This window comes from Klebsiella sp. 2019SCSN059, assembly GCF_021739525.1.
Lineage (GTDB): Bacteria > Pseudomonadota > Gammaproteobacteria > Enterobacterales > Enterobacteriaceae > Klebsiella > Klebsiella quasipneumoniae.
The window spans coordinates 18,192-43,115 of record NZ_JAKKOM010000038.1; the positions used below are offsets into that span (position 1 = coordinate 18,192).

Consider the following 24,924-nt stretch of genomic DNA (forward strand, 5'->3'; position numbering starts at 1 on the left):
ACTCGTTAGAGCTCTAACGATTTTGGCAGACGACCTATGGACCATCGACAGCTTAACTTCTCCCATCTTTTATATCTGACCGCCCATCACTGGCGGCTGGCGGTTAATCGTCGGCTGAAAAACCTCGGTCTCAGCCAGGCCAGCTGGGTGGCGGTCGCCGCCATCGCCCGCCACCACCAGCCGCTGTCGCAAAGCGAACTGGCGCAGGAGCTGGGAGTGGAGAGCCCGACCATTGTGCCGCTGATCAACCGCCTGGTGGCCCTCGGCCTGGTGGAGCGCGTCACCACCGACCGCGATAAACGCAAGCGGCTGCTGGTGGTCACCGACCAGGGGCAGGCCCTCTTCGAGCAGGTCAAAACGGTGGCGGACGATCTGCGTGAAGAGATCCTGACGGCGATCACGCCGCAGGAGCGGGAACAAACTCAGCGGGTGCTGGAAAAGCTGTTGCGCGAAGTGGAGAAGAAATAATGCCCCGTCGCCAGAGTAACCCCTACGTCCCTCATGACTGGGCGCCGCATGAAAAACCGGCCCTGCTCGGCTCGCCATCGACGCCGCTGCACAGCCCGGCGAAGCGCCTGGCCTACGGGGTGGTCGGGCTGCTGGTGTGCCTCACCGGCGCGCTGGGCAACGCGGTGGTCACCGCCAATCTGCAGCTGCTGCAGGGCACCTTCGCCGCCTGGTCGACGGAGATCGCCTGGCTACCGGCGGTGTATGTCATGACCAATGTCTCCATTAACCTGCTGCTGGTGAAATTTCGTCAGCAGTTCGGGCTGCGCGCCTTTACCGAAGGCTTTCTGGTGCTCTATGTGCTGGTCACCTTCTTCCACCTGTTCGTCAACGATCTCAGCTCGGCGATGATGGTCCGCGCCGCCCACGGCATGGTGGCCGCGGCGCTCAGCTCGCTGGGGATCTACTATCAGGTGCAGGCCTGGCCCGCCCGCCACCGCCTGAAAGGGCTGACTATCGGTATCACCGGCTCGTCGCTGGCCATTCCGCTGGCGCGCCTCTTTTCCACCGAGCTGCTGCAGATCGATGAATGGCGCGGGCTCTACTTCTTTGAGCTGGGGCTGGCGCTGGTGTCGCTGGCCTGCGTCATCGCCCTGAAGCTGCCGCCGAGCGATCGTAAAAAGGTGTTCGAGAAGAAGGATTTTATTACCTTCTTCCTGCTGGCCCCCGGCATGGCGCTGGTCTGCGCGGTGCTCTCGCTGGGGCGGCTCGAGTGGTGGTTCGAAGCGCCGTGGATCGGCTGGTCGCTGGCCGCGGCGGTGGTGCTGATCGTCGCCGCCATCGCCTTTGAGCATAACCGCAGCAATCCCCTGCTCAATACCAAATGGCTCTCCAGCGGCAGTATCCTGCGCCTCGGTCTGATTATGCTGCTGATCCGCATCGTGCTGGCGGAGCAGAATACCGGGGTGATCGGCTGGCTGCAGTACGTTGGCCTGCAAAACGAACAGATGATCAACCTCGCGTGGTCAATTTTCGCCGGCATTCTGTGCGGGATCATCGCCAGCTGCCTGACGCTTAACCCGCAGAAGCTCTACTGGCCGACCGCCACCGCCCTGGCGCTGATCATGGTGGCCTCGCTGCTCGACAGCCAGTCCAACGCCCTCACCCGTCCGGAACAGCTGATGTTCAGCCAGTTTTTGCTTGGCTTCGGCAGCGCCTTCTTTCTGGCGCCGGCGATGCTCGCCGGCATTGGCGGGGTGTTCGCCGATCCGCGCAACCTGGTGAGCTTCTCGGTGCTGTTCGGCATGAGCCAGAACATCGGCGGTCTGCTGGGGTCGGCGATACTCGGCACCTTCCAGACCTGGCGGGAGAAATTTCACTCCAGCCAGCTGGCGGACCAGATCACCACGCTCAACCCGCTGATCGTCGAGCGGCTGCAGCAGTACAGCCAGATGTACCAGAGCCAGATCGGCGACAGCACGCTGCTTAACGTTCAGGCCACCACCCTGCTGCAAAACGCCGCGACGCTGCAGGCCAATATTCTCGCCTGGAATGACACCTATCTGCTGACGGCGGCGATCTCCGCCGGGACGTTAGTGTGGGTTTTCTGGCGCTTAATTCGCTTACGACTGACCGCCCGTATCGCCTTAAAACGCGCCACCGGCAGCAAATAATTATCATCATTTCATCTCTGGAGTCGTTATGAGTCAGCAGGATGCGGCCAAACAACAGGCCAACACCCGGAACAACATTCGCGTGGTCTCCATTTTTACCGCCGCGGCGATAGGCCTCGTCGGCGTACTGGTGATCCTCTATGCCTGGCAACTGCCGCCGTTCACCCGCCATAGCCAGTTTACCGACAACGCCTACGTGCGCGGGCAGACCACCTTTATCAGTCCGCAGGTCAACGGCTACATTACTGCCGTCAACGTCAAGGATTTCGCCATCGTTCAGCCGGGCGAGGTGCTGTTCCAGATAGACGATCGCATCTATAAGCAGCGGGTGCACCAGGCCCAGGCCACCCTGGCGATGAAGGAGGCGGCGCTGCGCAACAACCTGCAGCAGCGCAAAAGCGCCGAGGCGACGATCGCCAAAAATGAAGCCGCGCTGCAAAACGCCCGCGCGCAGAATTTGAAAATCCAGGCGGATTTAAAACGGGTGCAGGAGCTGACCGCCGATGGATCGCTGTCGATCCGCGAGCGGGATTCCGCCCGCGCCAGCGCCGCCCAGGGAGCAGCGGATATTGAACAGGCGAAAGCGGCGCTGGAGATGTCGCGCCAGGACCGCGAATCGACCATCGTCAATCGCGATTCACTGGAGGCCGACGTGGCCAGCGCCAAAGCCGCCCTCGAGCTGGCGCAGATCGACCTGCAGAATACGCAGATCATCGCCCCCACCGGCGGCCAGCTGGGGCAGATTTCGGTGCGTCTTGGCGCTTACGTCAGCGCCGGAACCCATCTGACTTCGCTGGTGCCGCCGCAGCACTGGGTGATCGCCAACCTGAAAGAGACCCAGCTGGCCGATGTGCGTATCGGCCAGCCGGTTACCTTCACCGTTGACGCGCTCAACGGCGAGACCTTCCACGGCAAGGTGCAGAGTATCTCCCCGGCGACCGGGGTGGAGTTCAGCGCCATTTCGCCGGACAACGCCACCGGCAACTTCGTCAAGATCGCCCAGCGCATCCCGGTACGCATCACGGTTAACGAGGGGCAACGCAACAGCGAGCGCCTGCGCCCCGGCATGTCGGTGCAGGTGACCATTGATACCCGCGCGGAGAAGCAGCCATGATCCGCCCGGTCACCCTTGCCATCGTCCTGGCGCTGGTCGGCTGTCAGTCCGCCGATGTGCAGCGCGCCCAGCCGACGCTCGCCATCCCTGCCGCCTGGCGGGCCGACGTTGGCCCTGCCAGCCCGGTGGAAGGCGTATGGTGGCGCAATTTTCATGACAGCGCGCTGAATCAGTATGTCGACCGGGCGCTGCGCTATAACAGCGATGTGCTGATCGCCCGCGAGCGGGTGAATGAGTATCAGGCGCGGGCGTATGCCGCCGACAGCAGTCTTTTTCCCTCGCTGGATGCCAGCCTGACCGGCACCCGCGCCCGAGCGCAGTCCGCCGCCACCGGCCTGCCGATCCACAGTACGGTGTATAAAGGCGGCCTGACCGCCAGCTATGATGTCGATATCTGGGGCGCGAACCGCAGCGCGGCCAGCGCCGCCGGGGCCAGCCTCGAGGCGCAGAAAGCCGCTGCCGACGCGGCCAATTTGAGCGTCACCGCCTCGGTGGCCGTGGGCTACGTGACGCTGCTGTCGCTGGATGAGCAACTGCGGGTCACGCAGCAGACGCTCCAGGCGCGGGAAGACGCCTGGCGCCTGGCCAAACGTCAGTATGAAACCGGGTATACCTCGCGCCTTGAGCTGATGCAGGCGGATTCGGAGCTGCGCTCCACGCGGGCGCAGCTCCCGCCGCTGCAGCACCAGATTGCGCAGCAGGAAAACGCCCTCAGCGTGCTGCTGGGGGATAACCCCGGCGCGATAAAACGCGGCGAATTCGCCGGGCTCACCCCGCTGCGTCTGCCCTCGCAGCTGCCGTCCACCTTGCTCAACCGCCGCCCGGATATCGTACAGGCCCAGCGTCAGCTGGTCGCCGCCGATGCCACCCTGGCCTCGTCCCAGGCGCAGCTGCTGCCGTCTATCAACCTGACCGCCACCGGCAGCCTGCAGGACCGGACGCTGCCGGATCTGCTGGACAACCCGCTGCGACTCTGGAGCATTGGCGGTAGCATCCTGGCGCCGCTGCTTAACCGCCAGGCGTTAAATGCCCAGGTGGATGTCTCCATGGCCCAGCGCAACCAGGCGCTGTACAGCTATGAGAAAACGGTGCGCGGCGCGTTTAAAGAGGTCAATGACAGCCTGGACGCCATTAGCCGCTACGGCGAACAGCTGACCGAACTGCAGGGGCAGGAGGCGGTGGCGGAAGAAACATTGCGCATTGCGCAGAACCGCTACCGTAACGGCTACTCTTCGTATCTGGATGTGCTTGATGCCCAGCGAACGCTGTTCTCCACCCAGCTTAGCGTGGTACAGGTGAAGAATAACCTGCTGCTGGCGCAGATCGATCTATACCGGGCGCTGGGAGGCGGCTGGTCTGACTCATCAGGGAGCTAAATGGGGAAGCGTCATATGCAACAACAGTGGTCTGCAGTAGACAATTATTTGATTGAGGCCTTAATTCCCAGCGATCCTATGCTCGATCGGGTACTGGAAAACAACCATCGTGCCGGGCTCCCGGCACACGATGTCGCCGCCAATCAGGGTCAGTTTCTCGCCTTGCTGGTACGGCTTACCCAGGCTAAGCGGATCCTGGAGATCGGCACCCTCGGCGGCTATAGCACCATCTGGATGGCGCGCGAGCTTCCTGCCGACGGCCAACTCCTCACCCTGGAGGCCGACGCGCATCATGCCCGCGTGGCGCGGGAGAATCTGCAGCTGGCGGGTGTTGACCAGCGGGTCACGCTGCGGGAGGGGCCCGCGCTACAGTCCCTGGAGGCGCTTGGCGAATGTCCCGCTTTCGACCTGATCTTCATCGATGCCGATAAGCCGAATAACCCCCATTATCTGCGCTGGGCGCTGCGTTATTCCCGCCCGGGAACCTTAATTATTGGCGATAACGTGGTACGCGACGGCGAAGTGGTCAACCCACAGAGCGCCGACGAGCGCGTTCAGGGCGTGCGTCAGTTCATTGAGATGATGGGCGCCGAGCCACGGTTGACGGCAACGGCGCTGCAAACCGTGGGCACGAAAGGCTGGGACGGCTTTACCCTGGCGTGGGTCAACGCTTAAGCGTGGACGCCTGGCCCGTCGCCCCGGTAAGCGCAGCGCCACCGGGGACAACCGGCCAGGTTACGGCGTAATCTGCTCCATCGCCTGTAGCACGCGTTTGTCCGAGATAGGGTACGGGGTCCCCAGCTGCTGGGCGAAGAAGCTCACCCGCAGCTCCTCGATCATCCAGCGGATCTCCCGGACATCGTCGTCTTCACGGCGGTTCGGCGGCAGCTTATTCAGCCACTGCTGCCACGCCTGCTGCACGCTCTCGATTTTCAGCATCTGCGCGCGGTCGCGGTGCGGATCGATAGCCATCTTCTCCAGACGCTTTTCAATCGCCTGCAGATAGCGCAGCGTATCGCCAAGACGACGGAAGCCATTGCCGGTGACAAAGCCGCGGTAAACCAGCCCCGCCATCTGCGCTTTGATGTCCGACAGCCCCAGCGCCATGGTCATATCCACCCGGCCTTTCAGCCGTTTGTTGATATTGAACACCACGGTGAGGATCTGCTCGACCTGTTTGGCGATCTCCACGACCGTCTCGTTGAGCTCGGCGCGAACTTTATCATGCAGCTGGCTAAAGCCCTCTTCCGTCCACACCGGCCCGCCCGCCTCGTCGATAAGCTTATCAACGCCGCAGGAGATGCAGTCGTCAATCAGATCCAGCACTTTGCCGTACGGGTTAAAATAGAGCCCGAGCTTGGCTTTGTTCGGCAGCTTCTCGTGCAGATACTTAATCGGCGACGGAATGTTAAGCAGCAGCAGGCGACGCAGACCGCGCCACATGGCCTGCTGCTGTTCCTGTGGATTATCAAACAGCTTGATGGCCACGCTGTCGCGCTCGTCCACCAGCGCCGGCCAGGCTTTTACCTTATAGTTGCCGCGCTTCTGTTCGTAACTCTCCGCCAGGGTGCCAAAGCTCCAGATATGCAGCCCGCTCTGCTCGATGCCGTCATCAGCGACCGCCGACAGCGTCTCCTGAACTTTGCCCTTCAGCGCCTCTTTCAGCGCCTGCAGCGAGCGCCCTTCCTGCAGCTTCTTGTTTTTATCATCCACCACCCGGAAAGTGATTTTCAGGTGATCGGGCACCTGATCCCACTGCCAGGCTTCGCGGTCGATGGTCACGCCGGTCATCCGCCGCAGTTCGCGCTCGAGGGAGTCGAGCAGCGGCAGCTCCAGCGGCGTCGCCCGGCCAAGAAACGCTTCCGCATAGTTGGGCGCCGGGACGAAATTGCGCCGCACCGGCTTCGGCAGCGATTTTATCAGGGCGATAATCAGCTCCCGGCGCAGACCCGGGATCTGCCATTCAAACCCGGCCTCCTCCACCTGATTAAGCAGCGGCAGCGGAATATGCACCGTCACGCCGTCGGCGTCGGCGCCCGGCTCGAACTGATAGGTCAGACGCAGCTTCAGATTGCCCTGGTGCCAGAAGTTCGGATAGTCCAGTTTGCTGACCTGCTCCGCCCCTTCCTTAATCAGCATGCTCTTCTCAAAGTTGAGCAGATCCGGGGTGTCGCGGCTGGCCTGCTTCCACCAGGCGTCAAAATGCCGGGCGGAGATGACGTCGTGACTGATGCGCTGGTCGTAGAATTCGAACAGGGTCTCGTCATCCACCAGAATGTCGCGGCGGCGCGACTTATGCTCCAGCTCTTCGATTTCCGCCCGCAGCTTCAGGTTCTCCCGGAAGAAGGCGTGGCGCGTTTGCCAGTCACCCTCCACCAGCGCGTGGCGGATAAACAGCTCGCGGCACAGCGCCGGATCGATCTGGCTGTAGTTGACCTTACGCGCGCCAACGATCGGCAGGCCATAGACGGTGACCTTTTCCGTCGCCATCACCGCGCCCTGCGCCCGCTCCCAGTGCGGCTCACTGTATGAGCGTTTGATCAGGTGCTGCGCGACCGGCTCCACCCACTCCGGCTCAATGCGGGCGGCAATGCGGCCCCACAGCCGGCTGGTTTCCACCAGTTCCGCCACCATCGTCCACTTCGGCGGCTTTTTAAACAGACCGGACCCCGGGAAGATGGAGAAGCGGGCGTTACGCGCGCCGGTAAACTCCTGTTTATCGGCATCCTTCATGCCGATGTGCGACAGCAGACCGGTCAGCAGCGCAGTATGGATCTCGCGGTATTCCGCCGGTTCGCTGTTGATTGGCAGGCCAAGCTCTTTCACCACCTGACGCAGCTGGGTGTAGATATCCTGCCACTCGCGCACGCGCAGATAGTTCAGAAAATCGACCCTGCACTGGCGGCGGAACTGATTCGACGACAGCGCCTTCTGCTGCTCGCCGAGGTAGTTCCACAGATTGACGAAGGCGAGGAAATCAGACTCTTTATCGTGAAAGCGGCGGTGCTTCTCGTCGGAGGCCTGCTGCTTATCCATCGGCCGCTCGCGCGGATCCTGAATCGACAGCGCGGAGGTGATGATCATCGCTTCCCGCACGCAGCCGTGCTTCTGCGCCTCCAGCACCATCCGCGCCAGGCGCGGGTCCACCGGCAGCTGGCTGAGCTGGCGGCCCATCGGCGTTAGCTTATAGGCGGTGGCCTGCTCATCGGTGGTGATCGCGCCCAGCTCTTCCAGCAGGCGCACGCCGTCCTGAATGTTGCGCTTATCCGGCGCTTCAACGAACGGGAAGGCGGCGATATCGCCTAAGCCCAGGGCGGTCATCTGCAGGATGACCGACGCCAGGTTGGTGCGCAGAATTTCCGGGTCGGTAAATTCCGGGCGCGACAGGAAATCGTCTTCTGAATAAAGACGAATACAGATCCCTTCCGAGACGCGGCCGCAGCGGCCTTTACGCTGGTTGGCGGAGGCCTGGGAAACCGGCTCGATCGGCAGGCGCTGCACCTTGGTGCGGTAGCTGTAGCGGCTGATACGCGCGGTACCGGGATCGATAACGTACTTGATGCCCGGCACGGTCAGCGAGGTTTCCGCCACGTTGGTCGCCAGCACGATGCGCCGTCCGCTGTGCGGCTGGAAGACGCGGTTCTGCTCGCTGTTGGACAAGCGAGCGTACAGCGGCAGCACTTCGGTATGGCGCAGATCCAGCTTATTCAGCGCATCGGCGGTATCGCGAATCTCCCGCTCGCCGCTCATAAAGATCAGAATATCCCCTGGCCCTTCGCGCCCCAGCTCGTCGACGGCATCAAAGATCGCCTGCAGCTGATCGCGCTCGGTATCGTCCGCCTCTTCCACTATCGGCCGGTAGCGCACTTCCACCGGGTAAGTCCGCCCGGAGACTTCGATAATCGGCGCATTATTGAAATGCTTTGAGAAACGTTCCGGGTCGATGGTCGCCGAGGTGATGATGATTTTCAGGTCAGGACGGCGCGGCAGCAGCTCTTTCAGATAGCCGAGCAGGAAGTCGATGTTCAGGCTGCGCTCGTGCGCTTCATCGATAATGATGGTGTCATACTGCATCAGCAGGCGATCCTGCTGGATCTCCGCCAGCAGAATACCGTCGGTCATCAGCTTGACCATGGTGTTGTCGCTGACGTGATCGCTAAAGCGGACCTTATAGCCGATACAACCGCCCGGCTCCGTTTGCAGCTCCTCGGCGATACGGTTGGCGACGGTTCGCGCGGCGAGACGACGCGGCTGGGTATGGCCGATCAGCCCTTTCAGCCCGCGGCCCAGCTCCATGCAGATTTTTGGCAGCTGGGTGGTTTTACCCGAACCGGTCTCCCCGGCGACAATCACCACCTGGTGATCGCGTACCGCCTCGAGAATTTCTTGTTTTTTCTGGCTAACCGGCAGGTTTTCCGGATAGGTGATGGCCGGTCGCGCCGCTTCGCGCAGCAGGACTTTACCGGCTGCCTGGCTTATCTCCTGCGCCATCTCCTGGAGGATGGCCTGTTGCGATTCAGGATTTTTAACCTTCTTCACGCCGTGCAGACGGCGGGCAAAGCGCGTTTTGTCGCGCAGCATCAGGCCGTCGAGCTGTTGATAAAGCTGGGGGAAGGTGATTTTTTGTTGTTCTGTCATAGCGTTATCGGGCAGAGCTCTGCCGGGAAAATCTCTTTTGAAGTATTGCCTTAGAGTACCACATCTGTGCCATCCGTGCCTTGTTCAAAAAATCTGAACATAGGATTCGATATATTGCGCTATCTCTGTGGCGCGATTGTGAATACAGTGTCATCAAGCACCAGGGCACTGACCCGTCAATCACATTAAAAAAGGAAACACCCATGAGCAAAGTATTAGTTCTGAAATCCAGTATTCTGGCAGGGTACTCACAATCTGGTCAGCTTTCCGACTATTTTGTTGAACAATGGCAGGAAAAACACCCGGGCGACGAGATCACCGTACGTGACCTGGCCGCTAATCCGATCCCGGTTCTGGATGGTGAACTGGTTGGCGCCCTGCGTCCGAGCGACGCGCCGCTGACGCCGCGTCAGCAGGAAGCGCTGGCCCTTTCCGACGAGCTGATCGCCGAACTGAAAGGCAATGATGTGATTGTTATCGCTGCGCCGATGTACAACTTCAACATTCCGACGCAGTTGAAAAACTATTTTGACCTGGTGGCTCGCGCCGGCGTGACCTTCCGCTACACCGAGAAAGGGCCGGAAGGTCTGGTGACCGGTAAACGCGCGGTCGTCGTAACCAGCCGCGGCGGTATCCATAAAGATACCCCGACCGACCTGGTCACCCCGTACCTGTCCACCTTCCTCGGCTTTATCGGCATCACCGACGTGAACTTCGTGTTCGCCGAAGGTATCGCTTACGGCCCGGAAGTCGCGGCCAAAGCGCAGTCTGACGCGAAAGCGGCCATCGACAGCGTGGTTGCAGCCTAATATTTCCACTCCCGCCGCCCGGTGGGAGTGTTTTTTCCCCCTCGCCCATCGCCCTTTTACGAGCCGCCTCGTAAATTCACACATCATTCCAACGCCTTAAGCCACCAGCCTGTACCATGGCTGTCGCCGCGCGAATCTGGCTCACTCCCGGTCGCTGACGGCAACCGTTGTCATGGTCAAAAACAGGAGCGCGTACTATGTACACTCGATGGTGTACATGGTACCTTAGCAAGGAGCGTTTTCGTGTGTCATGCCATTGAATTTATCGAAACGTCGCTATTTACCCGCCAGATAAAACAGCTGGCCAGCGATGAAGATCTGAGGGCACTGCAGAGGCAACTCATAGGCAATCCGGATTTCGGCGATCTTATCCAGGATACCGGCGGGTTACGGAAAATAAGAATGGCGACAGGCTCACAGGGAAAAAGCGGCGGCGTGCGGGTGATTTATTTTCTGGCAACCCGCGAGATTATCTATCTCGTCTTAGCCTACCCGAAGCACATCAAAGAGAGCCTGAGCGCAGCGGAAAAAAACGAACTCAGGAAACTGACCCGGCGACTAAAAAATGAGGTTTGAAATGGGTTACTTCGACGAGCTTAAAGCGTCCCTGGAAGAGGCTGTTGAGATCAAAGACGGCTACAAGGCCCCAGCCCGAGCGACGCGTTATGAAGTTGCTGATGTGAAAGCCATCCGCACGCAGCTTAATGTTTCGCAGGCGGAAATGGCAAAAGCGCTGGGTACCAGCGTGGATACTATCAAAAGTTGGGAGTCCAGGCGGCGCAACCCGACAGGCCTGGCAGCAAAAGTACTGGCGGTTATCCAGGCCAACCCGGCGTTCTTTCGCGAACTGGCTGAGCACTAATCCACTGAGCCCCTCCGGGTTGCCCTGGAAAGTTAGCGCTGCGTTTTTGGCCGCAGGTTTTCATCAAACTCCAGCCGCTTACGCCCCTCTTCCACTTCCCGTAATGGCTCGACCTGATGCAGCGTCTGCTTACAGCGTTCCACCAGCACCTGGTATTCACGGGTGCCATGTTTTTTCCACGCCAGCTCCTGTTCGCTCAGGACGCGAATCGCTTTTGCCGGGCTGCCGATGATCAGATGGTTAGCGGGCATCTCGGCGTTGGCTTTGACAAAGGCCGAGGCGCCGACAATGCTGTTTTCGCCGATGGTCGCCCCGTCGATAATCACCGCGCTCATGCCCACCAGCGCGTTGCGGCCAATCACGCAGCCGTGCAGAATAGCGCCGTGGCCGATATGTCCGTCCTCTTCCACCACCGTATCCTGGCCGGGGAAGCCGTGCATCACGCAGTTGTCCTGAATATTGGCCCCGTCTTTGACCACGATGCGGCCAAAATCGCCGCGCAGGCTGGCGTTGGGCCCAACATAGACCCCTTTGCCGAGGATCACGTCGCCAATCAACACCGCGGTCGGGTGGACGTAACTCTCCTCCGGCACCACCGGGGTCAGTCCATCAATCTGATAAATCGGCATGCAACCTCCTTATGCGCCCGGCAAACCGCCAAAGCGCTGATAATAGAGCGGGCCCGGCGCGGGAAGCTCGCCGACCGAGCTTTCACCTTTCTCGCTGACGAACGCCAGCGCGCCGGGACTCACCCGTTGGTAAATATTGATACACAGCTGGCGGGCGGTCTGCCCCGCCCAGTGCGCCGGCAGCAGCTCTTCCGGCAGCAGCGGATCTTTGAGCACCACCCGGCGATAGAAATGAATCAGCAGGAGCTGGATCTGAAAGCTGCGTTCCGGCGTTAACTCCGCGGGGTCGCAGTCGCGCAGCAGCGGCAGTAACGGCCGGAATAACGAGATAAAGGCCTCATACATCTCGTTTTGTTCGGTGAGATGCCAGCACTCCTCCACCCGGCTGCGCAGCGCCGCCCGGGAGAGCGCCAGCGGCGAGTGGGCTTCAAAACAGATGACGTTTTCGGCGACCCCCGCTTCATGGAGCAGCGACTGGACATCCGCCAGCTTTTGCGACGGCGAGGCTAACAGGCTCGGCGCCAGCGCGCCAAACCCCTGCCACAGCAGCTGCTTTTTGACGTCGGCCAGCACATTTTTCTCCAGGCCTTCCGAAAGCAGCAGCAGCCAGGTGCCGTCCCATTCCGGAGCGTTCGCGCGATAAATTTTATGTTCCGCGCGTCGGGTCAGGCGCAGCCCTTTGTCGCTCAGACGATAGAAGCTGCGGCGGCCGATACGGACGACATCGAGCCACTCCTCTTTATTGAGGCGAAACAGCGCGGTGCGGACGAAACGCTCGCCGAAGCCTAATCCTTCCAGCAGCGCCGCGACGCTGCCCAGCCACACTTCCCCACCGCGTTGTAATAAGGCGTCGCCATACAGCGAGGCGATTAATGATGTGCCGCTGATCGGCGTCGCCGTCACCGCTTGTTGAATAAAGGCGTCGAGTTTACTCATCTGATTCATTCTGTTGTTATATTTTTCCTTTATGAATCATAGCACAGGAAATACCCGGCCTACGGCGTAAAGGCCTCAGCCGGGTTATCGGGGAGAGAATTAACCGCTGACCACCGCTTTACGCAGGTCGAATACGCGACAGGCTTTGCCTTCAGAGCGCGGAATGCTGCCGCAGTTGACGATGGTGATATCGGTGGAGATCCCGACCATCGACTTAATGCGGTGGCGCAGCTGGTGACAAATCTGGCAGCGCTGCTCGTGACTCAGCGCCAGCCCGCTCTCTTTCAGCTCCACGCGCACTGCCAGCGAATCGAGATGGCCGCGGCGATTCACCTCCAGCTGGTAGTGCGGGGCCAGGTGTTCAAACTTAAGGATCTCTTCTTCCAGCTGCGACGGGAAGACGTTAACCCCGCGGATGATCAGCATATCGTCGCTGCGTCCGCTGATGCGGTCCATACGGCGCATGGTGCGCGCAGTGCCCGGTAGCAGGCGCGTCAGATCGCGGGTACGGTAGCGGATCACCGGCAGCGCCTCTTTGGTCAGCGTGGTGAACAGCAGTTCGCCGTGTTCGCCATCGGCCAGCGGCGTGCCGTCGTCCGGGTTAACGATTTCCGGGAAGAAGTGGTCTTCCCAGATGGTCGGGCCGTCAACGGTTTCCAGACACTCCATCGCCACCCCCGGGCCCATCACCTCTGACAGACCGTAAATATCCAGGGCGGTGATCCCCAGCCGGCGCTCGATCTCCGCGCGCATCGCCAGGGTCCACGGCTCGGCGCCAAAGACGCCGACGCGTAATGAACAGCCGCGGGCATCGCCGGCCATCTGGCGCTCCAGCTCTTCAATCAGATTCAGACAGTATGAGGGCGTCACCATGATCATATCCGGCTGGAAATCGCGGATCAGCTGCGCCTGTTTTTCGGTCTGTCCGCCGGACATCGGGATCACCGTCGCGCCTAAGCGTTCCGCGCCGTAGTGCGCGCCGAGGCCGCCGGTAAACAGGCCGTAGCCGTAGGCGACGTGAATTTTATCTTTCGCCGTGCCGCCGGCGGCGCGCAGCGAACGGGCGACGATATTGGCCCAGTTATCAATATCGTTTTGCGTATAACCCACCACCGTCGGTTTGCCGGTGGTGCCGGATGAGGCATGAATGCGCACCACCTGCTCCATCGGCACCGCGAAGGTATCGAAGGGATAGTTGTCGCGCAGATCCTGTTTGGTGGTGCACGGGAATTTGGTCAGGTCGCTCAGTTCGCGGAAGTCGTCAGGGTGCACGCCTGCGGCGTCGAATTTACGACGATACATTGGCACATTGTTGTACGCATGATTCAGCGTCCACTTCAGACGCTGGGTTTGCAGGGCCTGCAGCTCATCACGCGAGGCGGTTTCAATCGGATCTAATTTTGTAGTAGTTATCATTGTAGGGTACTCGCAGGTAAATTAGCTCACACTCGCTCGAGGATCATGGCGATGCCCTGACCCACGCCAATACACATCGTACACAACGCATAGCGCCCGCCGCGGCGCTGCAGCTCAAGGCTGGCGCTCAGCGCCAGACGCGCGCCGCTCATGCCCAGCGGATGGCCTAACGCGATGGCGCCGCCGTTGGGATTCACATGCGCCGCATCGTCCGGCACGCCGAGCTGTCTGAGCACCCCCAGCGCCTGGGCGGCGAAGGCCTCATTCAGCTCAATCAGATCCATATCGTTAATATTGAGCCCCGCCCGCTCCAGCACTTTACGCACCGCCGGTACCGGCCCCAGCCCCATCAGGCGCGGCTCGACGCCCGCCGTCGCCATCGCCACGATCCGCGCCCGCGGCGTGAGCCCCTGGCTAGCGGCCTGCTGTTCGCTGGCGATGATCAGCGCCGCGGCGCCGTCGTTGACGCCGGAAGCATTGCCCGCGGTAATGACGCCGCCTTGACGGAACGGCGCTTTCAGTTGCGCCAGCTGCTCAAGCGTGGTTTCCGGTCGCGGATGCTCGTCCTCGCGCACGTCGCTAAGCGCCCCTTTCCGGCCGACAACCTGCACCGGCACGATCTCCTGCGCCAGAATGCCGTCGCGCTGGGCCTGCGCCGTGCGCTGCTGGCTGCGCCAGGCGAAAGCATCCTGATCGGCGCGGCTGATATTTAACAATTCGGCTACATTCTCGGCGGTTTCCGGCATGCTGTCAGTTCCGAAGTGTTGCGCCATGAGCGGGTTCACAAAACGCCAGCCAATGGTGGTGTCGAACAGCTCCGCCTGACGCTGATACGGCGCGCTGGCCTTCCCCATCACAAACGGCGCGCGCGACATCGACTCCACGCCGCCGGCGATCAGCAGATCGGCATCGCCGGCTTTGATCGCCCGGGCGGCAAAACCGACGGCGTCCAGCCCGGAGCCGCACAGGCGGTTGAGGGTGGTACCCGGCACCGTATGCGGGTAGCCGGCCAGCAGCGTCGCCATATGCGCCACATTGCGGTTATCTTCGCCCGCCTGATTCGCGCAGCCGTAAATCACATCATCGATCGCGGTCGGGTCAAGCCTGGGGTTGCGGCTCAGCAGCGCACGCAGCGGGATCGCCGCCAGGTCGTCGGCGCGCACGCTGGCCAGCGCGCCGCCGTAGCGGCCAATCGGCGTGCGGATCCCGTCACAAATAAAGGCCTCGCGCATTACACTTCTCCTGTGATTGTGCCACCGATGCGGTGCGATTTGCCGCGAAACAGGGCCACAATTTTTTGCTGTTGATTAACAATTTCAATGTCGTAGACCCCGGTCAGCTTGCCCTGCTGTTTGACTCTGGCGGTGGCGACCAGCCGGTCGCCGGCAAACGCCGGGCGGAGAAAATCAATGCTGGCCGCCGAAGCCACCGCCGCCAGCCCCTGGCTGTTACAGGCGTAGGCGAAAGCGGTATCGGCAAGGGTAAATAGCTGACCGCCGTGGCAGGTTTGATGGCCGTTAAGCATGCCCGGCGAGACGGTCATGGTCATCTGCGCAAAACCGTCGTCCATCTCGATGAGTTCGATCCCCATCGTTCTGGCGCAGGTATCTTTTTCGTACATCGCGCGCGCGTTGCGCCAGGCGTCATTGCTCATGGTGCTTCTCCATCAGCGCCTTCTGGCGCAACAGGGAGCCGGGGCGATAGCGCTCCTCGCCATAATGGTGGTGCAGGTTCTCCAGCAGGCGCAGCACGCGGTGCCAGCCGAGGCTGTCCCCCCACGCCAGCGGGCCCTGCGGGTAATTGACGCCCAGACGCATGGCGGTATCGATATCCTGTGCGCTGGCCACCCCTTTCTGTAGTGCATCCAGCGCTTCGTTAATCAGCATCGCCACCGTGCGCCACACCAGCAGGCCGGGATAATCGGCGATACGCAGCACGTTCTTGCCCTGCTGCTGGAAGTAGTGCACCGCTTTGTCCGTCGCCGCCGGCGCGTTGGTCGCCGCTGCGGCCAGCACCACCGTATCGCTGGCGCACAGGTCATACACCACCACCGGACGGCGATGATTAACGCTCAGCGCCAGGGCAGTCTCGCCTTCGGTCTCCAGCAACAGCAGCTCGTCCAGCTCGGTGACACTGTCACTTATAGTGATGACGGATTGAGCGCCATGGGCAACCGGCGGCAGCGCCGCCGCCGTCCTGACTTCCGCAGGCCAGCGATAGACGCCATGGCCGCTCTTTTTGCCCAGCCGCCCGGCCAGCGCCAGCTCTTGCTGGAGTAGCGATGGCAGGTAACGGCGGTCCTGCCAGAAAGCGTTAAATACCGAGCAGGTCACGGCGAAGTTAACGTCCTGGCCAATCAGGTCCGTCAGCGCCAGGGGCCCCATCGGGAAACCGCCGCCGTCACGCAAAGCGGCATCGATAACCTCCGGGGCAGCCACCTGCTCCTCCAGCGCCCGCCAGGCTTCGGCGTAGAATGGGCGCGCCACGCGGTTAACGATAAAGCCGGGCGTCGAGCGGCAGCGCACCGGCCGTTTCCCCCAGCCGCTCACGCACTGGCACAGCTGCTCCACCACTTCCGCAGACGTCGCCAGGCCGCTGACGACCTCCACCAGCTTCATGACCGGCGCCGGATTAAAGAAGTGCAGCCCGGCGACGCGTTCGGGATGCTTTACCCCGGCGGCGATGGCGGTAATCGAAATCGACGAGGTGTTGCTGGTGAGCAACGTTGACGGCGCGCAGATCGCCGCCAGCTGCGCGAACAGCGCCGTTTTTACCTCCAGGCGTTCAGAGGCCGCTTCGATCACTAAATCTGCGTCGGCCAGCGCGGCTAAATCGTGGGCCGGATGCAGGCGTGCCAGCAGCGCGTCGGCCTGCTCTGACGCCAGTTTGCCGCGCTCGACCCGTGAGGCGAGCCGCCTGGCAATACCCTCGATCGCCCGGGCGATGGCCTGATGATCGATGTCGTAAATCATCACCGGATGCCCGGCGGCAGCCGCCACTTCGGCGATGCCGGCCCCCATGGTGCCGCTGCCGATCACCGCCACGTTGGCTATGGATGTCGTCATTATCTATTTCCCGCTGAACTGTGGTGGCCGTTTGGCCAGAAATGCGCTGACCCCTTCGCGGTAATCATCGCTGCGCCCGGCGAGGCGTTGATAATCGCGCTCCAGGTCCAGCTGCGCGTCGAGACCGTTGGTTTCCGCCGCCAGCAGCGCCTTTTTAATCAGCCCAAGACCCAACGTCGGCTGAGCCGCCAGATGGCGCGCCAGCTGCAGACTGGTGTCCGCCAGTTCGGCATCATCCACCAGCTGCCAGATCATCCCCCACTGCGCGGCCTGTTCCGCGCTGAGGCTATCGCCCAGCAGCGCCAGCCCCATGGCGCGCGCGCGGCCGGCCACCCGCGGCAGGAACCAGCTGCCGCCGCAGTCCGGCACCAGCCCGAGCTTGCTGAAGGCCATCACAAACTTGGCCGAACGCGCGGCCAGCACGATATCGCAGCCCAGCGCCAGGGTGGCCCCTGCGCCAGCGGCTACGCCGTTGACCGCGCAAATCACCGGTTTCGGCAGCGCCGCCAGACGACGCACTAACGGGTTGTAAAAGCGTTCCACCGACAGGCCGAGATCCGGCGGCGGGCCGCTGGGGTCGACGTTGCGGTCGTTCAAATCCTGGCCGGCGCAAAAGCCGCGGCCGGCGCCGGTGATCAGCAGGCAACGCACGCCGTCGTCGCGCTCGGCCTGCTTCAGGCATTCCGCCAGCTGTTGATGCATCAGGTCGTTAAAACTGTTGAGGCGGTCCGGGCGATTGAGGGTAATGGTCATGACGCCCTGTTCCACTGCGCTGAGAATGAAAGCTTCCACGATTAGCGTCCTTTAAAGTCCGGGGTACGTTTTTGTAAGAAGGCGTCGATGCCTTCGCGGCGGTCTTCGGTGGCGCTCAGCAGAGTGAACAGCTGGCGCTCCTGCTGGAGACCGGCCTGCAGGCTCACCTCCTGCGACAGGCGCAGCGACTGTTTCGCCGCCCGGAGCGCCAGCGGCGCGTGGCGGGCGATGGTGGTCGCCAGTTGCAGAGCATATTCATCGGTTAACGCCGCCGGATAGATATCGCTTACCAGTCCGGCCTGCTGCGCCTGACGGGCGTCTATACTCTCGCCGCTCAGCACCATCCGGCTGGCCAGCGCCTTGCCAACGCTGCGGATCAGCCGCTGGGTGCCGCCAGCGCCCGGCATGATGCCGAGGGTAATTTCCGGCAGGCCAAAGCGGGCGTTGTCCCCGGCGACAATCAGGTCGCACAGCAGGGCCAGCTCGCAGCCCGCGCCGAGGGCGTAACCGTTGACCGAGGCGATCAGCGGTTTGGGGAAGGCATCGATACGCGCCCACAGCCGCGGGCGGATATCATCCAGGGTCGCCGGGAGATCTTTCTCCGCCATCTCGTTCAGGTCGGCTCCGGCGGCAAAGAAGCGCGGATTGCCGCTGATGACGCAGACGCTGACGTTGTCATCAGCGGCCGCGGCCTCCAGCGCCTCGGCAATCCGGGTTAATAAGGCATTGTTCAGCGCGTTGCGGGCCTGCGGACGGTTGAGCGTCAGCTGCAGCACCCGGCCATGGCGGTGGATCATCAGCTCGCTCATGCCATCCCCCGCGCGTCAAAGTCGACCACCACGTCGCCGCTGGTGGGCAGCGCCTGGCAGCTCAGCACGTAACCCGCCGCCAGCTCATCCGCTTCGAGGCTATAGTTGGCGGCCATCGCCACTTCGCCGCGCAGCACTTTGCATTTACAGGTGGCGCACACCCCGCCCTTGCAGGCAAACGGCAGGTCTGCCCCCTGGCGCAATGCGGCATCCAGAATGCTGTCGTCTTCGGCGCTGAGGGCGATCAGCCGATCGCGCCCGTCCTGGCGGATGGTTACCGTGCGCCCTTCCGCCTGCACCCCGGCGGCGCGCTTAACGCTGCCGCCCGGCGTATTGAAGCGTTCGAGATGAATGGCGTGCTCCGGCACGCCGAGCTCGCGCAGGGTCGTTTCCGCCTCATCCATCATTGTCGCCGGGCCGCAGATAAAGGCCTCGTCGAAACGGCTGAAATCCAGCAGATGGTCCGCGAGCTGGCGCAGTTTGTCGCCATCGATGCGCCCCTGCAGCAGATCGCTGTCCATCGACTCCTGGCTGAACAGATGCACCACCTGCAGGCGCTGCGGATAGCGGTCTTTTAAATCGGCCAGCGCCTGGCGGAACATCATGCTGTGGCTGCTGCGGTTGCCGTAGATCAGCGTGAAGCGGCTGTGCGGCTCGGTGGCCAGGGTGGCGCTAACGATCGCCATCATCGGCGTGATCCCGGAGCCGGCGGCGATCGCCAGATAGTCGCCCTGCCGTTCAGCCTGCGGCTGATAGCCGAAATGCCCCTGCGGCACCATTACCTCCAGCTCCATCCCCTGCTGGATAGCGTGCTGGGCGAAGCGCGAGAAGCGCCCGCCGTCGATGGCTTTGACCGCGACGCTGATCTCTCCCGGCGTAGGGCTGCGGCAGATGGAGTAACAGCGGCGCAGCTCTTCACCGCCCAGTCGGGCTTTCAGCGTCAGATGCTGGCCCGGACGAAAGCAGTACTCCGCCTGCAGGGCTTGCGGAATCGCAAACGTAATGGTCACCGCATCGCGGGTTTCCGGCTCGACTCTCGCGACCTTAAGCGCATGGAACGTCGTCATGGCAACCTCAAATACATTTAAAGTAATCAAAGGGTTCCCGGCAGCTGTCGCAGCGATAGAGCGCTTTGCAGGCCGTGGAACCGAATTCGCTAATCAGCGAGGTGCGGGTGCTGCCGCAGCGCGGACAGCTCACCTCGGCGGGCATTTCCGCGTGGCAGGCGTGCCCCTGCGGCGGGCTGATGCCGTACTGGCGCAGGCGCTCGCGGGCCTCCTGGCTCATCCAGTCGGTGGTCCACGGCGGGTCCAGCTGCAGGACGATGTGGACCGGCAGATAACCATGCTCGCTCATCACCGCGCGGATCTCGCTCAGCAGATGCTCCGTCGCCGGGCATCCTGAATAAGTCGGGGTAAAGCCAATCACCCACCCGTCGCCGTGGCGCGCGACGCTACGCACCATGCCGAGATCGGTGATGGTGAGTACCGGCACTTCCGGATCCGGGATCGCGCTTAACACTCCCCAGATGGCGCGCACCTCGGCGGGAGCGATGTCATCTAAACGTTGCATCGTCCCCTCCCTTACCACTGCAGGCCGGGATGGGAACGCTGCAGATATTGCATCTCCGCCAGCAGCGGGCCGAGATGTTCACTGTGCAGCCCCTGTTTGCCGCCGCTGCGAAAGGCCGCTTCCTGCGGGACCGATAAGCCTGAGTCAAGCAGCGCGGTATGCACGGTGCTTTGCCATTCGGCCTGAAGCTCGCGCGGATCAACCGCAATGCCCTGCCCGGCCAGGCTGAGCTCCAGGTCATCGGCAAGGAACAGTTCGCCGGTAAATCGCCACAGATTGTCGACCGCCTGCTGCATTTTGCGATTTGAAACCTCGGTGCCGTGACCAAGACGCTCCAGCCAGCCGCGGCTGAAGCGCTGGTGGTAGCGCACCTCTTTCAGCGCTTTGGCGGCAATGGCCGCCAGCTGCGCGTCACGGCTGTTCACCAGCCGGCTGTACAGGGCGACGTGCCAGACGTCGATAAAGAACTGGCGGGCGATGGTGTCGGCAAAATTGCCGTTCGGTTGCTCCACCAGCAGCAGGTTGCTGAACTGGCGCTCATCGCGGCCAAAGGCCAGGGTATCTTCATCGCCGCAGCCGTTAAGCTCGGCGGCATAGCTCAAAAAGTTGCGCGCCTGGCCAAGCAGATCGAGGCCGATGTTGGCCAATGCGAGATCGATCTCCAGCTCCGGGGCATGGCCGCACCAGGCGCCTAAGCGCTGGGCCAGCACCAGGCCGTTGTCGCCAAGACGCAGAGCGTAGGTGGCTACAGGATTGGGGTTATTCATCGCCGCCTCACATGTGTTCCATGCCGTCCGGCACGGTATAGAAGGTCGGATGACGGTAGACTTTGCTTTCCGCCGGGTCGAAGAATTCGCCGCGCGCTTCCGGCTGCGAGGCGACGATTTCGCTGGCCTTCACCACCCAAATGGAGCAGCCTTCGCTGCGGCGGGTGTAGGCGTCGCGGGCGTTCTCCAGCGCCATTTGATCGTCAGCGGCATGCAGGCTGCCGACGTGACGATGGGAAAGCCCCTGTTTGCTGCGAACGAACACTTCATATAACGGCCAGTAAACTTTGCTCATGTTGTCTCTCCTTATGCCGCGCTGCGGGCCTGCTGTTTTTGCGCATGGGCCAGCGCGGCTTCGCGTACCCACTCGCCCTCTTCCCAGGCCTTACGCTTGGCGGCCAGCCGCTCGTGGTTGCACACGCCACGGCCGCTAATCACCTCGTTAAACTCCTGCCAGTCGATCTCGCCGAAGCGGTAGTGGCCGCTGGCTTCATCAAAGTGCAACTCCGGGTCCGGGACGGTCATGCCGAGGATCTCCACCTGCGGCACGGTGTTGTCGACGAAGCGTTGACGCAGCTCGTCGTTGGAGTGCAGTTTGATTTTCCACGCCATGCTGCGGGCGCTGTTCGGCGAGTTGTCGTCGTTGGGGCCAAACATCATCAGCGCCGGCCACCAGAAGCGGTTAATGGCGTCCTGCAGCATCTGCCGCTGGGCGTCATTACCCTGCGCCAGCGCCATGCAGGCTTCGAATCCCTGGCGCTGGTGAAAGCTCTCTTCTTTGCAGATTTTGACCATCGCCCGGGCATAGGGGCCGTAGGACGTCCGGCACAGCGCCACCTGGTTGACGATGGCCGCGCCATCGACCAGCCAGCCGATCACGCCGATATCGGCCCAGCTCAGCGTCGGGTAGTTAAAAATGGAGGAGTATTTCATCTGCCCGTCGAGCATCTTCTGATACAGATCTTCCCGCGCGCAGCCAAGGGTTTCAGCGGCGCTATAGAGATACAGCCCGTGGCCGGCCTCATCCTGCACTTTAGCCAGCAGGATCGCTTTGCGGCGCAGAGTGGGCGCCCGGGTGATCCAGTTGCCTTCCGGCAGCATGCCGACGATTTCCGAGTGCGCATGCTGACCAATCTGACGGATCAGGGTTTTACGATAGGCATCCGGCATCCAGTCCTGCGGTTCGATGGCCGTTTCCTGCGCGATGCGCTGGTCAAAGCGTTGTTCTTCTGTCACGTCATCACCTTTATGATTCCGATATTCACACAACAATCGTTTATGTGAATCACTTTGTTTATTGAAGGTTACATATTGGTTAAAGAAAACCACAAATTTTGTTTGCTCTTTTTGTGATAGCCTCCGCAAAACCTTTTGTAAACCTCAACAAATACAGTTAATTAGGCCGAAAACATAACGTCATCGCGATCACAATGTTAATAATTTATTAAATACGAGCTTGCATTTTATGATTCATAAAAGAACTATTTATAGACATTCCACGTAACATATTTGGAGATTCGCGATGCAGCAGTTAGCCAGCTACTTATCCGGCGCCTGGCAGACCGGCCGGGGCCGCGCCCGTACTATCCATCACGCCATCACCGGCGCGGCGCTGTGGGAGGTGACCAGCGAAGGCCTGGATATGGCGCAGGCGCGCCGCTTCGCAATTGAGCGCGGCGGTCAGGCTCTGCAAGCCATGACCTTTATTGAACGCAGCGCGATGTTAAAAGCGGTAGCGAAACATCTGCTGGAGCAGAAAGACCAGTTCTACGCGATTTCCGCGCAAACCGGCGCCACCCGCGCCGACAGCTGGGTGGATATCGAAGGTGGCATCGGCACCCTTTTCACCTATGCCGGGCTCGGTAGTCGCGAACTGCCGGACGATATCCTGTGGCCGGAAGACGAGCTGATCCCGCTCTCTAAACAGGGCGGTTTTGCCGCGCGTCACGTGCTGACCTCAAAATCAGGCGTCGCTGTGCATATCAACGCCTTCAACTTCCCCTGCTGGGGAATGCTGGAAAAACTGGCCCCCACCTGGCTGGCCGGCATGCCGGCGATCGTTAAACCGGCCACCGCCACCGCCCAGCTCACCCAGGCCATGGTGAAGGCGATTGTCGACAGCGGCCTGGTGCCGGAAGGCGCCATCAGCCTGATTTGCGGCGGCGCGGGCGATCTGCTCGACCATCTCGACAGCCAGGACGTGGTGACCTTTACCGGCTCAGCCGCCACCGGCCAGCAGCTGCGGTCGCACCCCAACCTGGTGGCCAAATCGATTCCCTTTACCATGGAAGCGGATTCGCTCAACTGCTGTGTGTTAGGCGAAGACGTCAAGCCGGAGCAGCCGGAGTTCGCGCTGTTTATCCGGGAAGTGGTCCGCGAGATGACGGCGAAAGCCGGGCAAAAATGTACCGCTATCCGCCGCATCATCGTACCGTTGGCGCAGATCAATGCGGTTAGCGATGCGCTGATCGCCCGCCTGCATAAAGTGACCGTCGGCGACCCGGCGCAGGAAGGGATTAAGATGGGGGCGCTGGTTAATCACGAGCAGCGTCAGGACGTTCAGGAGAGCGTCAATAAACTGATTGCCGCCGGCTGCGAAGCGCTGCTTGGCGGACAGGCGGACCTCAGCGCGGCCGGGGCCTTTTTCCCGCCGACGCTGCTCTACTGCGCGCAGCCGGATGAAACCCCAGCGGTTCACGCCATTGAAGCCTTTGGTCCGGTGGCGACCCTGATGCCCTACCAGGATCGCCAGCATGCCCTGGCGCTGGCTCGCGCCGGCGGCGGCAGCCTGGCGGGCACCCTGGTCACCGCCAGCGGCGAACTGGCGCGCGAGTTTATCCTCGGCGCCGCCCGCGCCCATGGCCGTATTCAGATACTGAACGAGGCGTCCTCGGTCGAGTCAACCGGCCACGGTTCGCCGCTGCCGCAGCTGGTGCACGGCGGCCCCGGCCGCGCCGGCGGCGGCGAAGAGCTCGGCGGACTGCGTTCGGTGAAACACTATATGCAGCGCACCGCCGTCCAGGGCAGCCCGACGATGCTGGCGACCATTGGCCAGCAGTGGGTGCGCGGCGCCCAGGTGAGCGAAGACCGCATTCACCCGTTCCGCAAATATTTCGAAGAGATCCAGCCCGGCGACAGTTTGCTGACCCCGCGGCGGACCCTGACCGAAGCGGATATCGTTAACTTCGCCTGTCTGAGCGGCGACCATTTCTACGCCCACATGGACAAAATCGCCGCCGCCGACTCGATTTTCGGCGAGCGCGTGGTCCACGGTTATTTCCTGATCTCCGCGGCGGCCGGTCTGTTCGTCGATGCCGGCGTCGGGCCGGTTATCGCCAACTACGGCATGGAAAACCTGCGCTTTATTGAACCGGTCAAGCCGGGAGACACCATCCAGGTGCGTCTGACCTGTAAGCGGAAAACCGTTAAACGTCAGCGTAGCGCCGAGGAGAAAGCTACCGGCGTGGTGGAATGGGCGGTGGAGATTTTCAACCAGCACCAGCAGGCGGTGGCGCTGTATTCCATTCTGACCCTGGTGGCGCGCCAGCAGGGGGATTTCCCGGCGTAATGGCGGAATCTGTTGGCCGAACCTTGAGCCATTGAGACTGCAAGCGGTGTGCAACGGTTTCGCCGCGGGAAGTCCTTTATGTTATCTGCGGCTTCAGCGTAGTTTGCGCTGCCGGTTAGTCCTCTGCGTTATGTCTCTTACGACGCAGGGAGCGCACAGGCGGCGGCCCGTCGCCGCCGCCCCCTGTACCCCCGGGCTCCGGCCAGCCCCGGCAGTTTTAGTCGCGCAAGTGGGTAAATCAAGGACAGGTCGCACGAACCCTCCAGGCCGGGTAAGGCGCAGCCGCCACCCGGCACAAAATCGGCTCCGTGCCCGCTGTCCTTGCCCGGCGGCGCTGCGCTTGCGCGGGCCTACTGGCAGTCAGACCCGGACAGGTAGGCCGGGTAAGGCGCAGCCGCCACCCGGCACAAAACCGGCTCCGTGCCCGCTGTCCTTGCCCGGCGGCGCTGCGCTTGCGCGGGCCTACTGGCAGTCAGACCCGGACAGGTAG

The 24,924-nt window shown here is 61.9% G+C and carries 23 protein-coding genes; 9 read left to right on the forward strand and 14 right to left on the reverse strand.

From position 1 onward, the window contains the following. The first annotated feature begins 36 nt into the window (after window positions 1–36). Genes L2I46_RS25230 through L2I46_RS25250 form a run of 5 tightly spaced genes read left to right on the forward strand, consistent with a single transcriptional unit; the run spans window position 37 to window position 5,285 of the window. Window positions 37–468, forward strand: a complete 432-nt coding sequence (locus L2I46_RS25230) for a MarR family winged helix-turn-helix transcriptional regulator (RefSeq protein ID WP_023289469.1) — start codon at window positions 37–39, stop codon at window positions 466–468. Further along, the gene (locus L2I46_RS25235; RefSeq protein WP_060590855.1) at window positions 468–2,120 is read left to right on the forward strand and encodes an MFS transporter; all 1,653 of its coding nucleotides are present in this window, start codon (window positions 468–470) and stop codon (window positions 2,118–2,120) included. Before L2I46_RS25230 ends, L2I46_RS25235 begins: the two co-directional genes overlap by 1 nt. Window positions 2,121–2,148: 28 nt before the next feature. Next, a complete protein-coding gene (locus tag L2I46_RS25240) occupies window positions 2,149–3,234 on the forward strand; it encodes an HlyD family secretion protein (protein ID WP_032452665.1) in 1,086 nt (361 codons plus the stop codon). After that, entirely contained in the window at window positions 3,231–4,610 is a 1,380-nt protein-coding gene (locus L2I46_RS25245) for an efflux transporter outer membrane subunit (protein WP_236948301.1), read from the forward strand. Before L2I46_RS25240 ends, L2I46_RS25245 begins: the two co-directional genes overlap by 4 nt. Then, on the forward strand, window positions 4,611–5,285 hold the full coding sequence (locus L2I46_RS25250; RefSeq protein ID WP_072199069.1) for an O-methyltransferase: 675 nt from the start codon (window positions 4,611–4,613) through the stop codon (window positions 5,283–5,285). A 60-nt stretch (window positions 5,286–5,345) separates the two neighbouring features. On the opposite strand, the gene hrpA is transcribed toward L2I46_RS25250, so the two are convergent. Then, on the reverse strand, window positions 5,346–9,248 hold the full coding sequence (hrpA, locus tag L2I46_RS25255; protein WP_272909873.1) for an ATP-dependent RNA helicase HrpA: 3,903 nt from the start codon (window positions 9,246–9,248) through the stop codon (window positions 5,346–5,348). A 203-nt stretch (window positions 9,249–9,451) separates the two neighbouring features. On the opposite strand from hrpA, the gene azoR reads away from it, so the two are divergent. From azoR to nadS, 3 genes are all read left to right on the forward strand, one after another. Next, complete coding sequence (gene azoR / locus L2I46_RS25260; RefSeq protein ID WP_002902889.1) at window positions 9,452–10,057, forward strand: FMN-dependent NADH-azoreductase; 606 nt, start codon at window positions 9,452–9,454, stop codon at window positions 10,055–10,057. Window positions 10,058–10,300: 243 nt separating this feature from the next. After that, window positions 10,301–10,633: a type II toxin-antitoxin system RelE/ParE family toxin gene (locus tag L2I46_RS25265; protein ID WP_236948304.1), complete on the forward strand. Its 333-nt coding sequence runs from the start codon at window positions 10,301–10,303 to the stop codon at window positions 10,631–10,633. 1 nt (window position 10,634) lies between these two features. After that, the gene (nadS, locus tag L2I46_RS25270; protein ID WP_032452658.1) at window positions 10,635–10,919 is read left to right on the forward strand and encodes a NadS family protein; all 285 of its coding nucleotides are present in this window, start codon (window positions 10,635–10,637) and stop codon (window positions 10,917–10,919) included. Window positions 10,920–10,951: 32 nt separating this feature from the next. On the opposite strand, the gene paaY is transcribed toward nadS, so the two are convergent. The 13 genes from paaY to paaA form a co-directional block, all read right to left on the reverse strand. Continuing rightward, the gene (paaY, locus tag L2I46_RS25275; protein WP_032452657.1) at window positions 10,952–11,548 is read right to left on the reverse strand and encodes a phenylacetic acid degradation protein PaaY; all 597 of its coding nucleotides are present in this window, start codon (window positions 11,546–11,548) and stop codon (window positions 10,952–10,954) included. Window positions 11,549–11,557: 9 nt separating this feature from the next. Then, entirely contained in the window at window positions 11,558–12,484 is a 927-nt protein-coding gene (gene paaX / locus L2I46_RS25280) for a phenylacetic acid degradation operon negative regulatory protein PaaX (protein WP_072199087.1), read from the reverse strand. Between the two features lie 99 nt (window positions 12,485–12,583). After that, on the reverse strand, window positions 12,584–13,900 hold the full coding sequence (gene paaK / locus L2I46_RS25285) for a phenylacetate--CoA ligase PaaK (protein WP_023289460.1): 1,317 nt from the start codon (window positions 13,898–13,900) through the stop codon (window positions 12,584–12,586). Window positions 13,901–13,926: 26 nt separating this feature from the next. Beyond that, window positions 13,927–15,132 carry a 3-oxoadipyl-CoA thiolase gene (gene pcaF / locus L2I46_RS25290; RefSeq protein WP_044522629.1) on the reverse strand — a complete coding sequence of 402 codons (1,206 nt, stop codon included), beginning with the start codon at window positions 15,130–15,132 and terminating at the stop codon, window positions 13,927–13,929. Beyond that, a complete protein-coding gene (paaI, locus tag L2I46_RS25295) occupies window positions 15,132–15,554 on the reverse strand; it encodes a hydroxyphenylacetyl-CoA thioesterase PaaI (protein WP_236948302.1) in 423 nt (140 codons plus the stop codon). Before paaI ends, pcaF begins: the two co-directional genes overlap by 1 nt. Next, the gene (locus L2I46_RS25300; RefSeq protein ID WP_236948305.1) at window positions 15,544–16,968 is read right to left on the reverse strand and encodes a 3-hydroxyacyl-CoA dehydrogenase; all 1,425 of its coding nucleotides are present in this window, start codon (window positions 16,966–16,968) and stop codon (window positions 15,544–15,546) included. Before L2I46_RS25300 ends, paaI begins: the two co-directional genes overlap by 11 nt. Further along, a complete protein-coding gene (paaG, locus tag L2I46_RS25305; protein WP_050534152.1) occupies window positions 16,969–17,757 on the reverse strand; it encodes a 2-(1,2-epoxy-1,2-dihydrophenyl)acetyl-CoA isomerase PaaG in 789 nt (262 codons plus the stop codon). Between the two features lie 2 nt (window positions 17,758–17,759). Further along, on the reverse strand, window positions 17,760–18,527 hold the full coding sequence (gene paaF / locus L2I46_RS25310; protein ID WP_117134106.1) for a 2,3-dehydroadipyl-CoA hydratase PaaF: 768 nt from the start codon (window positions 18,525–18,527) through the stop codon (window positions 17,760–17,762). Continuing rightward, entirely contained in the window at window positions 18,524–19,594 is a 1,071-nt protein-coding gene (paaE, locus tag L2I46_RS25315) for a 1,2-phenylacetyl-CoA epoxidase subunit PaaE (RefSeq protein ID WP_023289454.1), read from the reverse strand. Before paaE ends, paaF begins: the two co-directional genes overlap by 4 nt. Before the next feature lie 7 nt (window positions 19,595–19,601). Then, a complete protein-coding gene (paaD, locus tag L2I46_RS25320) occupies window positions 19,602–20,099 on the reverse strand; it encodes a 1,2-phenylacetyl-CoA epoxidase subunit PaaD (protein ID WP_023289453.1) in 498 nt (165 codons plus the stop codon). 11 nt (window positions 20,100–20,110) lie between these two features. Next, the gene (gene paaC, locus L2I46_RS25325) at window positions 20,111–20,866 is read right to left on the reverse strand and encodes a 1,2-phenylacetyl-CoA epoxidase subunit PaaC (protein WP_032452648.1); all 756 of its coding nucleotides are present in this window, start codon (window positions 20,864–20,866) and stop codon (window positions 20,111–20,113) included. A gap of 7 nt (window positions 20,867–20,873) precedes the next feature. Continuing rightward, entirely contained in the window at window positions 20,874–21,161 is a 288-nt protein-coding gene (paaB, locus tag L2I46_RS25330) for a 1,2-phenylacetyl-CoA epoxidase subunit PaaB (RefSeq protein ID WP_023289451.1), read from the reverse strand. An 11-nt stretch (window positions 21,162–21,172) separates the two neighbouring features. Next, the gene (gene paaA / locus L2I46_RS25335) at window positions 21,173–22,102 is read right to left on the reverse strand and encodes a 1,2-phenylacetyl-CoA epoxidase subunit PaaA (protein ID WP_032452647.1); all 930 of its coding nucleotides are present in this window, start codon (window positions 22,100–22,102) and stop codon (window positions 21,173–21,175) included. Window positions 22,103–22,388: 286 nt separating this feature from the next. Between paaA and paaZ the strand changes: the two genes are divergently transcribed. Continuing rightward, window positions 22,389–24,434: a phenylacetic acid degradation bifunctional protein PaaZ gene (gene paaZ / locus L2I46_RS25340; protein WP_065805966.1), complete on the forward strand. Its 2,046-nt coding sequence runs from the start codon at window positions 22,389–22,391 to the stop codon at window positions 24,432–24,434. The last annotated feature ends 490 nt before the right edge of the window (window positions 24,435–24,924 follow it).

What these genes read in the sequence shown, in the direction of transcription:
- L2I46_RS25230 (WP_023289469.1), top strand. Translation starts at nt 37, where the DNA reads ATGGACCATCGACAGCTTAACTTCTCCCATCTTTTATATCTGACCGCC.
- L2I46_RS25235 (WP_060590855.1), top strand. Translation starts at nt 468, where the DNA reads ATGCCCCGTCGCCAGAGTAACCCCTACGTCCCTCATGACTGGGCGCCG.
- L2I46_RS25240 (WP_032452665.1), top strand. Translation starts at nt 2,149, where the DNA reads ATGAGTCAGCAGGATGCGGCCAAACAACAGGCCAACACCCGGAACAAC.
- L2I46_RS25245 (WP_236948301.1), top strand. Translation starts at nt 3,231, where the DNA reads ATGATCCGCCCGGTCACCCTTGCCATCGTCCTGGCGCTGGTCGGCTGT.
- L2I46_RS25250 (WP_072199069.1), top strand. Translation starts at nt 4,611, where the DNA reads ATGGGGAAGCGTCATATGCAACAACAGTGGTCTGCAGTAGACAATTAT.
- hrpA (WP_272909873.1), bottom strand. Translation starts at nt 9,248, where the DNA reads ATGACAGAACAACAAAAAATCACCTTCCCCCAGCTTTATCAACAGCTC.
- azoR (WP_002902889.1), top strand. Translation starts at nt 9,452, where the DNA reads ATGAGCAAAGTATTAGTTCTGAAATCCAGTATTCTGGCAGGGTACTCA.
- nadS (WP_032452658.1), top strand. Translation starts at nt 10,635, where the DNA reads ATGGGTTACTTCGACGAGCTTAAAGCGTCCCTGGAAGAGGCTGTTGAG.
- paaY (WP_032452657.1), bottom strand. Translation starts at nt 11,548, where the DNA reads ATGCCGATTTATCAGATTGATGGACTGACCCCGGTGGTGCCGGAGGAG.
- paaX (WP_072199087.1), bottom strand. Translation starts at nt 12,484, where the DNA reads ATGAGTAAACTCGACGCCTTTATTCAACAAGCGGTGACGGCGACGCCG.
- paaK (WP_023289460.1), bottom strand. Translation starts at nt 13,900, where the DNA reads ATGATAACTACTACAAAATTAGATCCGATTGAAACCGCCTCGCGTGAT.
- pcaF (WP_044522629.1), bottom strand. Translation starts at nt 15,132, where the DNA reads ATGCGCGAGGCCTTTATTTGTGACGGGATCCGCACGCCGATTGGCCGC.
- paaI (WP_236948302.1), bottom strand. Translation starts at nt 15,554, where the DNA reads ATGAGCAATGACGCCTGGCGCAACGCGCGCGCGATGTACGAAAAAGAT.
- paaF (WP_117134106.1), bottom strand. Translation starts at nt 18,527, where the DNA reads ATGAGCGAGCTGATGATCCACCGCCATGGCCGGGTGCTGCAGCTGACG.
- paaE (WP_023289454.1), bottom strand. Translation starts at nt 19,594, where the DNA reads ATGACGACGTTCCATGCGCTTAAGGTCGCGAGAGTCGAGCCGGAAACC.
- paaD (WP_023289453.1), bottom strand. Translation starts at nt 20,099, where the DNA reads ATGCAACGTTTAGATGACATCGCTCCCGCCGAGGTGCGCGCCATCTGG.
- paaC (WP_032452648.1), bottom strand. Translation starts at nt 20,866, where the DNA reads ATGAATAACCCCAATCCTGTAGCCACCTACGCTCTGCGTCTTGGCGAC.
- paaB (WP_023289451.1), bottom strand. Translation starts at nt 21,161, where the DNA reads ATGAGCAAAGTTTACTGGCCGTTATATGAAGTGTTCGTTCGCAGCAAA.
- paaZ (WP_065805966.1), top strand. Translation starts at nt 22,389, where the DNA reads ATGCAGCAGTTAGCCAGCTACTTATCCGGCGCCTGGCAGACCGGCCGG.